This is a genomic window from Bradyrhizobium sp. CSA112 (assembly GCF_029051645.1).
GTDB lineage: Bacteria > Pseudomonadota > Alphaproteobacteria > Rhizobiales > Xanthobacteraceae > Bradyrhizobium.
Genome location: NZ_JAACFS010000002.1, coordinates 416,761 through 430,744 on the forward strand (window position 1 = coordinate 416,761; position 13,984 = coordinate 430,744).

At 63.8% G+C, this 13,984-nt stretch carries 13 protein-coding genes; 10 read left to right on the forward strand and 3 right to left on the reverse strand.

The genetic code is table 11. The features are described from left to right. Nucleotides 1–5: 5 nt before the first annotated feature. Both GWE18_RS06970 and GWE18_RS06975 read right to left on the reverse strand, forming a co-directional pair. Nucleotides 6–983, reverse strand: a complete 978-nt coding sequence (locus GWE18_RS06970; RefSeq protein ID WP_275185025.1) for a tripartite tricarboxylate transporter substrate binding protein — start codon at nt 981–983, stop codon at nt 6–8. Nucleotides 984–1,112: 129 nt separating this feature from the next. Then, nucleotides 1,113–2,126, reverse strand: a complete 1,014-nt coding sequence (locus GWE18_RS06975) for a zinc-binding alcohol dehydrogenase family protein (protein WP_275185026.1) — start codon at nt 2,124–2,126, stop codon at nt 1,113–1,115. Between the two features lie 189 nt (nt 2,127–2,315). Here GWE18_RS06975 and GWE18_RS06980 point away from each other — a divergent pair, with 189 nt between their 5' ends. The 4 genes from GWE18_RS06980 (at nt 2,316) to GWE18_RS06995 (ending at nt 6,217) form a co-directional block, all read left to right on the forward strand. Next, the gene (locus tag GWE18_RS06980) at nt 2,316–2,693 is read left to right on the forward strand and encodes a helix-turn-helix domain-containing protein (protein ID WP_275185027.1); all 378 of its coding nucleotides are present in this window, start codon (nt 2,316–2,318) and stop codon (nt 2,691–2,693) included. Nucleotides 2,694–2,775: 82 nt separating this feature from the next. Then, nucleotides 2,776–4,170, forward strand: coding sequence for a DegQ family serine endoprotease (locus GWE18_RS06985; protein WP_275185028.1), 1,395 nt, complete (start codon nt 2,776–2,778; stop codon nt 4,168–4,170). Then, nucleotides 4,167–5,504 (forward strand): replication-associated recombination protein A, encoded by a 1,338-nt coding sequence (locus tag GWE18_RS06990; RefSeq protein ID WP_275185029.1) that lies wholly within the window; start codon nt 4,167–4,169, stop codon nt 5,502–5,504. The genes GWE18_RS06985 and GWE18_RS06990 overlap by 4 nt, the downstream gene beginning before the upstream one ends. Beyond that, nucleotides 5,501–6,217, forward strand: a complete 717-nt coding sequence (locus GWE18_RS06995) for a hypothetical protein (protein ID WP_275185030.1) — start codon at nt 5,501–5,503, stop codon at nt 6,215–6,217. Before GWE18_RS06990 ends, GWE18_RS06995 begins: the two co-directional genes overlap by 4 nt. A 93-nt stretch (nt 6,218–6,310) precedes the next feature. Here the strand turns inward: GWE18_RS06995 and GWE18_RS07000 are convergent, their stop codons facing one another. Next, entirely contained in the window at nt 6,311–7,246 is a 936-nt protein-coding gene (locus tag GWE18_RS07000; RefSeq protein ID WP_275185031.1) for an alpha/beta hydrolase, read from the reverse strand. 132 nt (nt 7,247–7,378) lie between these two features. Here GWE18_RS07000 and GWE18_RS07005 point away from each other — a divergent pair, with 132 nt between their 5' ends. The 6 genes from GWE18_RS07005 (at nt 7,379) to GWE18_RS07030 (ending at nt 13,919) form a co-directional block, all read left to right on the forward strand. After that, nucleotides 7,379–8,575 (forward strand): RluA family pseudouridine synthase, encoded by a 1,197-nt coding sequence (locus GWE18_RS07005; protein WP_275185032.1) that lies wholly within the window; start codon nt 7,379–7,381, stop codon nt 8,573–8,575. Nucleotides 8,576–8,675: 100 nt separating this feature from the next. Beyond that, nucleotides 8,676–9,902, forward strand: a complete 1,227-nt coding sequence (locus GWE18_RS07010) for an amidohydrolase family protein (RefSeq protein WP_275185033.1) — start codon at nt 8,676–8,678, stop codon at nt 9,900–9,902. Nucleotides 9,903–10,248: 346 nt separating this feature from the next. Continuing rightward, on the forward strand, nt 10,249–10,893 hold the full coding sequence (locus GWE18_RS07015) for a cysteine hydrolase (protein WP_275185034.1): 645 nt from the start codon (nt 10,249–10,251) through the stop codon (nt 10,891–10,893). Between the two features lie 326 nt (nt 10,894–11,219). Beyond that, on the forward strand, nt 11,220–11,993 hold the full coding sequence (locus GWE18_RS07020) for an ATP12 family protein (protein WP_275185035.1): 774 nt from the start codon (nt 11,220–11,222) through the stop codon (nt 11,991–11,993). Nucleotides 11,994–12,063: 70 nt separating this feature from the next. After that, on the forward strand, nt 12,064–13,656 hold the full coding sequence (locus GWE18_RS07025; protein ID WP_275185036.1) for a flagellar hook-length control protein FliK: 1,593 nt from the start codon (nt 12,064–12,066) through the stop codon (nt 13,654–13,656). After that, nucleotides 13,653–13,919, forward strand: coding sequence for an EscU/YscU/HrcU family type III secretion system export apparatus switch protein (locus GWE18_RS07030; protein WP_275185037.1), 267 nt, complete (start codon nt 13,653–13,655; stop codon nt 13,917–13,919). Before GWE18_RS07025 ends, GWE18_RS07030 begins: the two co-directional genes overlap by 4 nt. Nucleotides 13,920–13,984 lie beyond the last annotated feature (65 nt).

Genomic DNA, 13,984 nt, shown 5'->3' on the forward strand with positions numbered 1-13,984 from the left:
CAGGATTACTCTTCCTTGATCCCGCCCTTGCGGGCCAGTTCCTTCATCTCGGCGGTTTCCCTGGCGATGAATCCCGGCCAGTCCGAATAGCGCTTGAAGCCAGCTTCGTACCCGACTTTCTGGAAGCGTTCGATCACCTGGGGGCTTGCGATCGCCTCTTCCAGCACCGAGGCCAGCCGGTCGCGAATGGCCGGGGGGATTTTCTTGGGCGCCACCACGGTACCCCATGAGACAAGGTCGATATTGGGGTAGCCGAGTTCGGCGAGTGTCGGAACGTCGGGAAGGAACGGCGAGCGTTTAGCCGAGAACACCGCCAGCGGACGAACCGTGCCGGATTCGAGCAGCGGCCTGATCGCGATGACGGTGTCGACGTGGTACTCGATATGCTTGCCCATCAGGTCGTTCATCGCGGGCGCGCTTCCCTTGTAGGGCAGGTGCACCATCTTGACCCCGGCACTCGATTTGAAGAGCTCGCCGGCAAAATGCGAAATGGTCGCCACGCCAAAGGAAGCCAGCGACAGCTTGTCGGGATTAGCCTTGGCCGCAGCGACCAGCGCCGCGACGTCCTTGATTGGATTGTCGCGATGGGTAACCAGCACCATGGCCAGGGTGCCGGTCTGGCCGATCGGCTCGAAATCCCTGGCGCTGTCGTATGGCACGGTCTCCTTCACCGCATGCTGCAGGGTAAAGGTCGAATTCGAGCTGGCGAACAGGGTGTATCCATCGGCAGCCGCGTTGGCAGCCTCCTTGGCCGCGATTGTGGTGCCGCCGCCAGGGCGATTGAGCACAATCACGGGCTTGCCCAGACGCGCCTCTAGCTCGCCGGCAATGATGCGCCCGACGACGTCGGAGGCTCCGCCCGGCGGGAAGGGCACGATCAACTGCAGCGGTTTTTCGGGGTAGCCAGCTTGCGCTACTGCGATCGACGCGCAGCCTACCACGCAGGCCGACGCTATCGCGGCCGTCAAAAACATCCGGATCATATCGAAACAGGTCTCCTGTCTTCCGTGTGCCCCGGCAATTCGCGCCGGGGGTTTCGGCGACAGCCATCCCGGATCGATGGGACAGGGTCCCTTGAATCGACTTTCCGATCAACCCTGTTTATTGGGCCGCTACCACCCCTCCAGCACGATCTTGCCGCGCGACTTGCCGCTTTCCAAAAGCGCATGGGCGCGCTTTAGATTGGCCGCGTTGATGGTGCCGAAAGTTTGGTCGAGCGTGGTGCGCAGCACGCCCTTGTCGAGGAGGTCTGCCACATCGTTGAGCAGATGGTGCTGGGCGATCATGTCCGCCGTCTGGAATGACGAGCGAGTGAACATCGACTCCCAATGGATCGAAACCGCCTTGCCCTTGAATGCACTAACGGTGAATTCCGGGGGATCATCGATCAGGCCGAACTTGCCTTGCGGGGCGATGAAGTCGGCGATCGCCTTGTAATGCTGGTCGGTGAAGGTAAGGCTCGCGACCAGCGCCACCGGCGGCGCCTTTAGCTGCTCGATCTGCTCCTTCATCGGTTTGGAATGATCGATCACGGCGTGCGCGCCGAGGTCGAGGCACCATTTTTGCGACTCCGGCCGTGTGGCGGTGGCGACCACCGTCAGGCCAGTGAGGCGGCGCGCAAGCTGGATCAGGATCGAGCCGACGCCACCGGCGCCGCCGGTAATCAGCAGGGTGCGCGGATCGAGGCTCTTGCCCGGCACGGCGCCGAGCCGGTCGAACAACAATTCCCAGGCGGTGATCGAGGTCAGCGGCAGTGCGGCGGCCTGTGCGAACGACAGCGATTTCGGCTTCTTGCCGACGATCCGCTCGTCGACCAGGTGAAATTCCGCATTCGTGCCCTGGCGCAGGATCGAGCCCGCGTAAAACACTTCGTCGCCCGGCTTGAACAGGGTCACGTCGGGGCCGACGGCATCGACGATTCCTGCGGCGTCATAGCCCAGGATCTTGGTCTCGCCCTCGGGCGGGGCGGCGCGCTTGCGGACCTTGTAATCGACCGGGTTGGCGGAGATCGCCTCGACGGCGACTCTGATGTCGCGGCCCTTCGGTTCCGGTTTGGCGGCCTCGAAATCGATCAGCGATTGCGCGTCCTCGATGGGGAGCGATTTTTTGTACCCGACAGCTTTCATGTCAGTGCCTCCTGCGTCGTTTGAAAAGGTCTCTATTTCTGACGCGTTTTCTTCACGCGAACCGGCTCCACTTCGCTTGAAAACGCTTTCGCCGCCTAACTGTCGCGCTGGCATCCACTTGGCAAGTACTGTAAATATGGGGAACTAGTCCCTGTTTGGATACTATTGGGAAAACCCCCAGGAAAACTCATGAAACGGCGAGATTTTGCCCGTCGGCCGGGCTGCGCGGTTGAAGCCACGCTCGATCTGATCGACGGCAAGTGGAAAGGGGTGATCCTGTTTCATCTGCAGGCCGGCACCCAGCGCTTCGGGGAGTTGCGGCGGCGGATGCCCGGGATTACCCAGCGCATGCTGACCAAGCAGCTTCGGGCGCTCGAGGACGACAAGCTCGTGGTTCGCAAGGTCTATGCCGAGGTGCCGCCGCGGGTCGAGTATACGCTGTCGGAGATCGGCGAGAGCCTGCGTCCTGTCATCGAGACGTTGCGGGCGTGGGGCGAGGGCCATCAGGAGCGGCTATCCTGTGCGCCGGCGCCGGACGCCGCCAAAGTGCCCGATCGCGCGGCGTAGCTGCCGGTATTGTATGCCGCTTTATCTTCTCTCGTTGCCGCCTCGCATCTATATGTGGGGCGCTGAATTCCGGGATTTTCGCATGAATTTGATCCGATCCTTCGCGCTGCTGCTGGCTGCGGCAGTCATGGCAACACCAGCGCTGGCGCAGGACCGGCGCGTGCCGTCCTCGGGCGCCGAACTGCGGCTGTCCTACGCGCCGATCGTGCAGCGCGCGCAGCCGGCGGTGGTGAACGTCTATGCCGGCAAAACCGTGCAAACCCGGAACCCGCTGCTGGACGATCCGATTTTTCGTCGTTTCTTTGGCGTGCCCGGGCAGCAGCCCGAGCAGATGCAGCGTTCGCTCGGATCAGGTGTAATGGTCGATGCCTCGGGGCTCGTGGTCACCAACAACCACGTCATCGAGGGCGCCGATCAGGTCAAGATTTCGCTCGCCGACAAGCGCGAGTTCGAGGCCGAGATCGTGCTGAAGGACAGCCGCACGGATCTGGCCGTACTGCGCGTGAAGGACGGACGAGAGAAATTCGCAACCCTCGACTTCGCCAATTCCGATGAACTGCTGGTCGGCGACGTCGTGCTCGCGATCGGCAACCCATTCGGCGTTGGCCAGACCGTGACCCACGGCATCGTCTCGGCGCTGGCCCGCACCAAGGTCGGCGTCACCGACTACCAGTTTTTCATCCAGACCGATGCGGCGATCAATCCCGGCAATTCCGGAGGTGCGCTGGTCGACATGACCGGCAAGCTCGTCGGTATCAACACCGCAATCTTCTCGCGCTCCGGCGGCTCGCAGGGCATCGGCTTTGCGATCCCGGCCAACATGGTGCGCGTGGTCGTGGCGTCCGCCAAGAGCGGTGGCAAGGCCGTCAAGCGGCCGTGGCTGGGTGCAAAGCTGCAGGCGGTGACGCCTGAGATCGCCGAGACGCTGGGGCTGAAACTGCCGAACGGCGCCTTGGTCGCCAACGTCGCGCCGAACAGTCCGGCGGCGCGCGCCGGGCTGAAGCCTTCGGATCTGATTGTAGCGATCGAAGGGCAGACGATCGACGAGCCTAACGCGTTCGACTACCGCTTCGCTACAAGGCAGCTCGGCGGCGCTGCGCAGATCGACGTGCAGCGCGCCGGCAAGACCGTCAAGCTGACGGTCCCGCTGGAGACCGCGCCCGATACCAACCGCGATGAAATCGTGCTCACTGCGCGATCGCCGTTCCAGGGCGCCAAGGTCGCCAATATTTCGCCGGCGATTGCCGACGAACTGCATCTGGATTCCCAGACCGAGGGCGTCGTGGTGATCGACCTCGCCGACGGCGGCACCGCGGCAAGCGTGGGCTTCCAGAAGGGCGACATCATCCTCGCGGTCAACAGCCAGAAGATCAGCAAGACCAGCGACCTCGACAAGGCTTCGAAGGCCGCTTCCAGGCTCTGGCGCATCGTCGTGGTGCGCGGCGGCCAGCAGATCAACGTGACGCTGGGCGGATGAGTCCGAAGCGACCACGCGAGGTAGCCAACCTCTTCGCTGCGGCGGGGATGGAGCAGGATGCGCCGCATCCGCTGCCGGACAGGCTGCGCCCGCGTTCGCTTTCCGACGTCGTCGGGCAGGATCATATCCTCGGTGCCGACGGCGCGCTGACGCGCATGCTGGAGACGCGCACGCTGGGCTCGCTGGTGTTTTGGGGGCCGCCCGGTACCGGCAAGACCACGGTGGCGCGGCTGTTGGCTGACGCCACCGAACTGCATTTCGAGCAGATTTCCGCGGTGTTTTCCGGCGTCGCCGACCTGAAGAAGGTGTTCGACGCGGCGCGCGCCCGGCGCGAAATGGGCAAGGGCACGCTGTTGTTCGTCGACGAGGTGCATCGTTTCAACCGTGCGCAGCAGGATTCGTTTCTGCCCGTGATGGAAGACGGCACCGTGGTGCTGGTCGGCGCCACCACGGAAAATCCGTCGTTCGAGCTCAACGCCGCGCTTCTGTCGCGGGCGCGCGTGCTGGTGTTTCATTCGCTCGATGCTGCCGCGATCGAAAAACTCTTCGTGCATGCCGAGAAGGTCGAGGGGAGGAGGCTGCCGCTCGATGCGGAGGCGCGCGCCGTGCTGGTGCGGATGGCCGATGGCGACGGCCGCGCGGCGCTGACCTTGGCCGAAGAGGTCTGGCGGGCCGCGCGCAAGGACGAAATCTTCAATGCCGCACAATTGCAGGAGATCCTGCAACGACGCGCGCCGATCTACGACAAGTCCGCCGACGGCCATTACAACCTGATTTCGGCGCTGCATAAATCGGTGCGCGGCTCCGATCCCGATGCGGCGCTGTATTACCTCGCGCGCATGCTGGACGCCGGCGAGGATCCGCTGTTCCTGGCGCGGCGCGTGGTGCGAATGGCGGTGGAGGATATCGGCCTTGCCGATCCGCAGGCGCTGGTGATCTGCAATGCCGCCAAGGATGCCTTCGATTTTCTTGGGTCTCCCGAGGGCGAACTCGCGATCGCGCAGGCCGTGATCTATCTCGCCACCGCGCCGAAATCGAACGCCGCCTACACGGCCTTCGGTGCTGCGATGCGTACGGCGAAAGAGGGCGGCTCGCTATTGCCGCCAAAGCATATTCTCAACTCGCCGACCAAGCTGATGAAGTCGGAAGGTTATGGCTCGGGTTACGCATACGACCACGATGCGCCCGACGCCTTCTCCGGGCAGGACTATTTTCCGGAAGCGCTGGGGCGGCAGACCTTCTATGATCCGCCGGACCGCGGGTTCGAGCGCGAAATCCGCAAGCGGCTGGATTACTGGGCGAAGCTGCGCAAGGAACGAGGCCATCGCGAATGAGACGTTTAGGTACCTTTCTCAAACAGACCATTCGGGCTGTCGCCTGCGTGGTGATGCTGGCGTCGCCGCTGCCTGCAGCCGCCGAGACGGTCGAGGTTGCGCCGGGCGTGCAAGTGACGAAGCGGACCTATATTGCGCCGGCCAACGAGCAGCCGTTCTTCGGATTTGCGGCCAAGAGTGCGGAGCAGAAGGCCGGGGATGAGAAGTTTGTAAGCGCCATCATCGGGGCCACCGGGTCGCGCGAAAAGGCGTTCGAGGAAACGACCAAACGTGCGTGGATGGCGATACAGGGCGGCAAGGTGCGGGAAGCCGCGCTTCGATTCAATCAGGCGTTTCTCGTTTCACCTGAACAGAGCAGCGTCTATCATGGTTTTGCGGTGATCGCTCAAGCTCGCTTCAATGATCTGGATGCCGCCGACGAACTGTTCAGGATCGCGCTCAAGCAGCCTAATCCGGTGAAGGCGCTCAAGGCCGACTATGGCCGCCTGCTCTTGATCGCCAAGCGGCCGCGCGATGCCCAGGCGGTGCTGGACCTGGCGGTCAAGGAGGCCCCCGACTTCGGCGATGCCTGGACCAATCTTGCCTGGGCCAGGTTCCAGAACGGAGATGCGGCGGCGGCCTGCGCCGCAGCGGAGGAGGCCGCCAAAAAGCGTCCCTCCAACAATTCCAGCAGTGATTTGACCGCGGTGAGAAGCGTCGCACAGTGCAAGTAGCGCCTGGGGCGCCCCGGCACAGTGCGAGCGGGCGGCCAATTGAGGCGACCGCTCCGCGTGTTGACAGCTCCTCGCGCGCGGCCGAGCGACCGGCTATTTCCCTGTCTTCACGAAATCCAGGATCTGATCGGTCAGCCGGGTGTCGGCGGTGTTGATCGAATACACCTCCGACATGTGACTGTGTTGCGGCAGCAGGATAGCGCGTGCGCATCCGGCGGCGCGTTTGCAGCTTGCATCTTTCGCGAGATCGAATTGCAGCACGAAGCCTTCCGGGTCCAGTTCGGCGGCGGCCATCATCAGCGGGATATCCGTTGTTGCCAAACCGGACAGTGAGGATCGTTCGGCGTAGCGCGCGGGATCGGCACCGAAATAGGCGCGCCCGGTATCGGCGAGCGGTGTCGCGGTCAGGTCGTAAACTCCCGAGAGCATGATCGCGCCGGCCAGGCCGCCACCCTTCACCTTGTGGAATTCCGGATGCGAGACATAGTTCGCGACGTGAACCGCGCCGGCGGAATGTCCCATCAGGTAGATGCGCGCCGGATTGCCGCCATGCTCGCCGATCTTGTCGGTGATCCACTTGACCGCGGCGGCGATATCCTCGGTGCCCCCCGGCCAGGGTGCCAGTGGCGCGAGCCGATAGGTGACGTTGACGCCGACGAAGCCGTTCCTTGCCGCCCATAGCATGATGTTGTCGTAGAACGGGCTGGTCGGTGTGGTCCGCTTGTTGCCGCCGACGAAGGCGCCGCCGTGAACAAAGATCAGCACCGGCCGGGCCGATGTCACGTTATCCGGTGCGAAGATATCGAGCAGGTTGCGGTCGGCAGGGCCGTATTTGATGTCCCGCTCGACCTTGACGCCCTGATACGGCTCTTTTTCCTGCAGCGGCGCGTAGAGCTCCACCGTCTTGGGTGGATCGATGACGCGGCCGAGTTCCAGGAGCTTCCAGGCCAGATCCTCCGGCATCTGCGCCCACGCTGGGCTCGCGACCATTGCCGCCAGAACGGTCAAAGCCGACCTTGAGAATTTCATCCGGACTGCCCCACGTTTCTTGGTCGTTTGGCCTAGCATGGCCGATCCGCCGCCTGATTTGTACTGAATTCACCGTGACGGTTCGCTGCTTTTGCGCTACCCAACCGCATAACTTTCGGAGCAGCAGCCATCATGAGCCGACGCGTCAAGAGACCTCTCCGCCCGGCGGGCGATCGCCCGAAGGGCGCGCGTCCTTATCGAGGATCGTCAGCCGAGCGGCCGCCGGCACATCGCCCGGGCGGAAAGCCAGCGGCGCGGTTTGCCGCCTCGCCACCCCGTGCTTCAAAGCCTCTTGTCGCCGAGCCAGCGAAGGTCGCGCCCGAGCCGCCGCCGCTGCCCACCAAAGTCCAGACCGTCGTCGTCACCGCGGACGAGAACAACATGCGCGTCGATCGCTTCCTCGAGGCGCGTTTCCCCGGCCTGTCGTTCTCCCATATCCAGCGCATCGTCCGGAAGGGCGAGCTGCGCGTCAACGGCAAGCGCGCCGACAGCAAGGACCGGCTCGAAGAGGGTCAGAGCGTTCGCATTCCGCCGCTGCGGCTCGATGCGCCGAAGGGCGCGGGTCCGCTTTCTGAAGCCGCGACCAAGACGCTGCAGGCCCTGAAGGAGATGACGCTTTACGAAGACGCCGACGTCGTGGTGCTGAACAAGCCGGCGGGGCTGGCGGTGCAGGGCGGCTCCGGCATCACGCGAAATGTCGACCAGATGCTGGAGGTGATGCGCGACGCCAAGGGACAGAAGCCGCGGCTGGTGCATCGGCTGGATCGGGAAACGTCGGGCTGTCTTCTGGTCGCCAAGACGCGCTTCGCTGCCACCGCACTGACCGGCTCGTTCCGCCACCGCTCGGCGCGCAAGATTTACTGGGCGCTGGTGGCGGGCGTGCCGAAGCCGAAGCAGGGCCGCATCTCGACCTATCTCGCCAAAGAGGAGAGCGAGGAGGACAGCATCATGCGGGTCGCAAAACATGGCGACGAGGGCGCGAGCCACGCGGTGACTTATTATGCCGTGGTCGAGACCTCGGCGCAGAAACTTGCCTGGGTGTCGCTGAAGCCGGTCACCGGGCGAACCCATCAATTGCGCGCGCATATGGCGCATATCGACCACGCGATTGTCGGCGATCCCAAGTATTTCAACAAGGAGAATTGGGACCTGCCGGGCGGCCTGCAGAACCGGCTGCATCTGCTCGCGCGACGGCTCGTGATCCCGCATCCGCGCGGCGGCGTGATCGATGTCAGCGCGCCGCTGCCGCCGCATATGCTGCAATCCTGGAATCTGCTCGGGCTTGAGCACGACCGGTTCGATCCGATCGAGAACGCGCCGGAGGAATGACGCGGACGCTTAGTGCCGCAGGTTGGCGCAACAACTATCAAGCTGGAAGTGCGCCAGTTCGGTATGCCCCTGCCTGATCGCAATTTCAGAGGTGCTGCATATGAACGGAAATATTGTCCGCGTCGCGCTTTGCTTTTTCCTTTTGACCGCGGTTTCAGGCGCACGCGCGCCAGCCAGCGCCCAGACGCTCGCCCTTGTGGGCGGCAGCGTATACGCTTCGCCTGACGCCGCACCGCTTCCCGATGCCGTGGTTCTCAGCGCCAATGGCGTCATCACCTCGGTCGGAAGCCGCAGCGAGGTGCAAATCCCCAGCGATGCGCGCCTCATTGATTGCGCCGGCAAGACCGTGGTCGCCGGCTTCTGGAACAGCCACGTCCATTTCTCGCAGGCCGTGTGGAAGAACGCAGGCTCCGCGCCCGCCGCGCCGCTGGCCGAGCACATGCAGGCGATGCTGACGCGGTGGGGTTTCACCACCGTATGGGACCTCGGGTCCGACGGACGCGATACCTTGCCGTTGCGCCGTCGCGTCGATTCCGGCGAAGTACCGGGCCCGGCCATCCATATGGCTGGCAGCATTTTTCCCAAGGACGGTCATCCAGCCTATCTGCCCGCCGAGATCAAGCTGCCCGAAGCCTCCACGCCGGAAGAAGCCACGCAATTGGCGCGCACCTATATGGGCTTCGGTTTGGACGGCGTGAAACTGTTCACCGGCTCCTTCAAGGGCACCGATAAGCCGGTCGTAAACATGGACCCGGCCATCGCCAAGGCGGCTGTCGATGTGGGGCATGCCGCGGGCAAGCCGGTGTTCGCCCATCCGCAAAACATGGCGGGCGTGGACGCCGTGATCACGGCCGGTGTCGACATCATGGCTCACACGGTGCCTGGCGAACCGGCCTATTCGCCCGAGCAGCTCGCGCGATTCAAGCAGCAGGGCATTGCCCTGGTTCCGACGCTGTCGCTGTTTGCGAAGCTTCCTGTTGCGCCCGATATCGCTACGCGCCTCGTTGCGACGACCGTCAATCAGGTCAAGGCGTTCTCCGACAATGGCGGTCCAGTGCTGTTCGGTACCGATGTCGGCTTCACCGCCTATTACGACACCACGCTCGAATACGAGCTGATGCATCGCGTGCTATCGGCGCGCCAGATCCTGGCGTCGCTGACGACCAGTCCTGCGCAGTATTTCAAGGCGGCGAAGAAGGGCCGGGTTGAAAAGGACTTTGACGCCGACGTCGTGGTGCTCGACGGCGACCCCACAGCCGACGTCACGAACCTCGCCAAGGTCGTCTACACGATCCGGGCGGGGAAGGTAATCTATCAAAAGCCCTGAGCTGGAGTACGTGGGATGGGTGGAGCGAAGCGATACCCATCATCGCAATCATGACCGCGATGGGTTTCGCTTCGCTCTACCCATCCTACATTCTGGAATCTGCTCGGGCTTGAGCACGACCGGTTCGATCCGATCGAGAACGCGCCGGAAGAGTAGCGGGCACGCAGTGCCGGTCGCGCAATGACTTTCAAACCGGAAGCGCAGAGCGGAATAGCTTTAGGCTGGTTCGATTGGGGACCCCCGAATCGAGGTGGGTTTGATTCAACATGCTGGCTGCGGCGCTTCAGTTGCGCCGCAAAGTCATTTTAATGTTCTTCCCTGGAAAAAATTCCGCTAAGAGATGGCTATGAAAAACGCTCACGGTCTCGATATTCCACAAACGCTTGAAGAAATCTGCACCCCCGCGCGACTAGCGCTGGTCGTCTATGACATGCAGATCGGGATTCTAAGCCAGCTCAAGAACGCCGACGAGATCGTTGCGCGGGTATCGAACGTCCTTGCGGCGGCGAGAGATGCCGGCGCCCGCATCTTCTTCATGCGGCATCTGTCGTTGCCCAAGGAATTGATGGGCGTCTTTCAATATCGCATGGCGATGGCCTGGCAACGGGTCGACGATCCGGCCAAGGTCAGCCCATGGTTTTTGCGCGACTCGCCGGGATTTGCGATCACGCCCGAACTAGCTCCGCGTCCGAGCGAGGCGATCTTCGACAAAATCACGATGTCCGCATTTGAAGGCACGCCGCTGTCCATTGCATTGCGCGACTGCGGCATCTCGACGGTCGCACTCGTCGGCGTTGCCATGGAAATCGGTATCGAGCCAACCGCGCGCCACGCCGCCGACCTCGGAATGATCCCTGTCGTCATTACCGACGCGTGCGGTGCCGGACACGCCGATGCAGCACAGCGTTCGATCGACTCGCTGAAATTCGCAGGAGACGCGATGTTGACCGATACGAGCGCGTTCTGCCAGGCGATCCTTTCACGTCGCTAGTCTAGGCGTTGCGCACCGGCGATTCTGATGAGCGGAACCCGGCATAAGCAGGCCGGGACGACCAGCCGCCAGTACGTAGGATGGGTAGAGCGAAGCGATACCCATCATCGCAATCATGACCGCGATGGGTTTCGCTTCGCTCTACCCATCCTACATTCATGCCTCTCTCCCTGTTATTCTGGGGTCGAGCGGAACCCGGCATGAACCGGCGAAACGCCAGCATAACCAGAGTGGCAAGTCGTGGCCGCAACTTCCTCATCGGCTTTATTTGCACCCGCCGGCATCGTATTGTCGGGCCTCGATTATCACCGACCACCGGAAGCCGCATGCGTGAACTATTTGATGAAGTCGCCGGACATTCTCCGCTCGATCCGGAAGAGGCGGTGCGACGCGCCACGCGCGTTCCCCAACGTAAGCGCTTCTACAAGGAGGCCGGCATCGCGCCAGCCGATGGCGGGTTTGCCGTTACGCTTGACGGCAAGCCGATCCGCACGCCTTCCGGCCGCCAGGTCGTTGCGCCCACCAGCAGGCTCGCCGAGCAGATTGCTGCCGAATGGAATGCGCAAGGCGAGACCATCGATCCCCTGACCATGCCGCTGACGCGCTTTGCCAACAGCGTCGCTGAGGTCACCGATCGCGTCGATGCCGTGGCCGAGGACGTGGCGAAATATCTCGGTTCCGACCTGCTGTTCTATCGTGCGGGCAATCCCGAGGCGCTGGTCGCCCGGGAAGCTGCGCATTGGGACCCCGTGCTGTCCTGGGCTGCGAACGATCTTGGCGCCCATTTCATTCTGTCCGAAGGGATCGTGCATGCCGCCCAGCCGGAGCAGGCGATCAAGGCGGCCCGCGACGTATTCCCTGATGACCCCTGGTCCGTGGCCGCCCTGCATGTGGTGACGACGCTCACGGGTTCGGCGCTGCTGGCCCTGGCGCTGCTGCACGGCGTCCGCGATCCCGATCAGGTCTGGACCGCCGCCCATGTCGATGAGGACTGGAACGCCGAAAAATGGGGCGTGGACGAGGAGGTGGCGGCCCGCCGGGCCGCCCGGCTGGTCGATTTTAAGGCCGCCGTGAGCATTTTGGCCGCCCTGAAGGCCTGAGCGCCTGCCGTCGGTTAAGCAGAGGTTTACGACGCCGGGTTAGCCTCTAGCCTGGCCGAGACCCTAGGATATGGCGATTTCAATCAATCCCGTTGTGCCGGTGCTTGCCGCCCAAGAGGTTGGCGGCGTAGCGCCCGAACTCGTGCTGCAGCCGGGCAGCGTGGTCAACGCACAGGTCCTGAAGGTGCTCTCCGCCGATCTGGTGCGGATTGCAATCGCCAGCCTGTCGATCGACGTGGCCACCGAAATTCCGCTACAGCAAGGCCAGAACCTGCAGCTTGCGGTGTCACAGACCAAAGACGGCATTCGCCTCGCCGTGGTCGGGCAGGGCGGCGATGCTTCAGGCGCCGCGGCCGACGCCGTGACGCTTTCGCCCGATGCGCTGGCCGATGCCGTGGCCAACCGTCCGACCATCGTGGCACCGAAGAACGTGCTGACGCCGCTGGAGCGCGCAGCCGTCTCCGCGGCGGCGCAGGCCGCGGCGACCGAACAGGACAGCCTGGCGCCCTTGTTTGCCAATCTCGGCGCCGCGGTTTCGTCAGGTAATTTGCCGCCGAAACTGCAACAGGCCATCGCGCAGGTGCTGGCGCAGCAAACCAGCCTTGATCAGAACCTCGACGGTAGCGACATCAAAACGGCGTTCCAGAAGTCGGGCATTCTCCTCGAAGCATCGCTGGCGACAGGTTCGCTCCCAACGGCCGGCGCTCCCGATCTCAAGGCCGCGCTGATCGTGCTTCGCCAGACGCTGCAGTCGGCGCTTGGCAGCAACGCAACAGCCGCGACACCGGCCGGGGCACAGCAAGCCGCGTCGCCGCAGGCCGCCGCCGCGAGCCTCGCGCCGTCCTTGTCGCCTGCCTTCGATGCGCAGGAAATCCTGCTGCCGCAGGCGCGATTGCCCGCCGCCGCGAATTTTGCGCTGGCAGGCCAGGCCGCCCGCAATCCGCTGGCGGCGGCGCTCGACGCGGGACCTTCGGCCGGTGCGACCTTGAACCTGCTGCAGGAAGCGCTGCAGGAGCTTGGCAACCCGGTGCGGGCCGCCGCCACGCCGAAAGACGTTCGCGGCGCGGACATGACCTTTCACACCAACACGCCGCCTCCGCCCATCCGCGGCGCGCTGCCGGCCGCGCAACCGATCGCCGCGCCTACGATTGCCCCGCATGCGCCGCTCGAAGCCACCGCGCATCATCTGCTTGATGACACCGATGCCGCCATCGCACGGCAAACCCTGCTTCAGGTGGCCTCCTTGCCGGATCGCGTCGATACGTCAGCGCCGAAAGCCGACGCGACGGCGCCACGCTGGAATTTCGAGATTCCCTTTGTGACGCCGCAGGGCACGGCGATGGCGCAGTTCGAGATTTCCCGCGATGGCGGCGAGCAGGAAGTCGAAGCGGCCAAGCGGGTGTGGCGCGCACGATTTTCGCTCGACGTCGAGCCGGCCGGTCCGGTTCATGCGCTGATATCGCTTAACCGCGACAAGACCTCGGTGCGGATCTCGGCAGAGCGGCCTGCGACGGCAGAACAACTGCGCGCCGGCGCGTCCGACCTGAGCCAGGCGCTCAGCCGGGCCGAATTGCAGCCCGGCGATATCGTGATCCGCGACGGCGCGCCGCCGCAGGCCGCGCCCGCCGCCCGTGCCGGCCATTTCCTGGACCGCGCGCTATGAGCGTCGAGACCAGGAACAAGCTTGCGGTCGCGCTGCACTATGACAAGACCGGCGCCCCGCGGGTGGTGGCGAAGGGCAAGGGCGTCATCGGCGCGAGGATCATCGAACTCGCTCGGGAACACGACATCCCGATCGAGGAGAACGAAGTGCTGGCGGGCGCGTTGTCTCATGTGGAGCTTGGCGACGAAATTCCGCCGGAGCTTTACAAGGCGGTTGCCGAAGTGCTGATCTTCGTGCTGCGGCTGTCGGGCCGGATCCGCTAGCAACTCTTCCCATTGTCATTGTTTTACCACGATGCCATCTGCATCGTTTCTGCATCCCTCAACCA

Excerpts from the sequence above, each read along its gene's own strand:
- GWE18_RS06970 (WP_275185025.1), bottom strand. The coding sequence starts at position 983 with ATGATCCGGATGTTTTTGACGGCCGCGATAGCGTCGGCCTGCGTGGTA.
- GWE18_RS06975 (WP_275185026.1), bottom strand. The coding sequence starts at position 2,126 with ATGAAAGCTGTCGGGTACAAAAAATCGCTCCCCATCGAGGACGCGCAA.
- GWE18_RS06980 (WP_275185027.1), top strand. The coding sequence starts at position 2,316 with ATGAAACGGCGAGATTTTGCCCGTCGGCCGGGCTGCGCGGTTGAAGCC.
- GWE18_RS06985 (WP_275185028.1), top strand. The coding sequence starts at position 2,776 with ATGAATTTGATCCGATCCTTCGCGCTGCTGCTGGCTGCGGCAGTCATG.
- GWE18_RS06990 (WP_275185029.1), top strand. The coding sequence starts at position 4,167 with ATGAGTCCGAAGCGACCACGCGAGGTAGCCAACCTCTTCGCTGCGGCG.
- GWE18_RS06995 (WP_275185030.1), top strand. The coding sequence starts at position 5,501 with ATGAGACGTTTAGGTACCTTTCTCAAACAGACCATTCGGGCTGTCGCC.
- GWE18_RS07000 (WP_275185031.1), bottom strand. The coding sequence starts at position 7,246 with ATGAAATTCTCAAGGTCGGCTTTGACCGTTCTGGCGGCAATGGTCGCG.
- GWE18_RS07005 (WP_275185032.1), top strand. The coding sequence starts at position 7,379 with ATGAGCCGACGCGTCAAGAGACCTCTCCGCCCGGCGGGCGATCGCCCG.
- GWE18_RS07010 (WP_275185033.1), top strand. The coding sequence starts at position 8,676 with ATGAACGGAAATATTGTCCGCGTCGCGCTTTGCTTTTTCCTTTTGACC.
- GWE18_RS07015 (WP_275185034.1), top strand. The coding sequence starts at position 10,249 with ATGAAAAACGCTCACGGTCTCGATATTCCACAAACGCTTGAAGAAATC.
- GWE18_RS07020 (WP_275185035.1), top strand. The coding sequence starts at position 11,220 with ATGCGTGAACTATTTGATGAAGTCGCCGGACATTCTCCGCTCGATCCG.
- GWE18_RS07025 (WP_275185036.1), top strand. The coding sequence starts at position 12,064 with ATGGCGATTTCAATCAATCCCGTTGTGCCGGTGCTTGCCGCCCAAGAG.
- GWE18_RS07030 (WP_275185037.1), top strand. The coding sequence starts at position 13,653 with ATGAGCGTCGAGACCAGGAACAAGCTTGCGGTCGCGCTGCACTATGAC.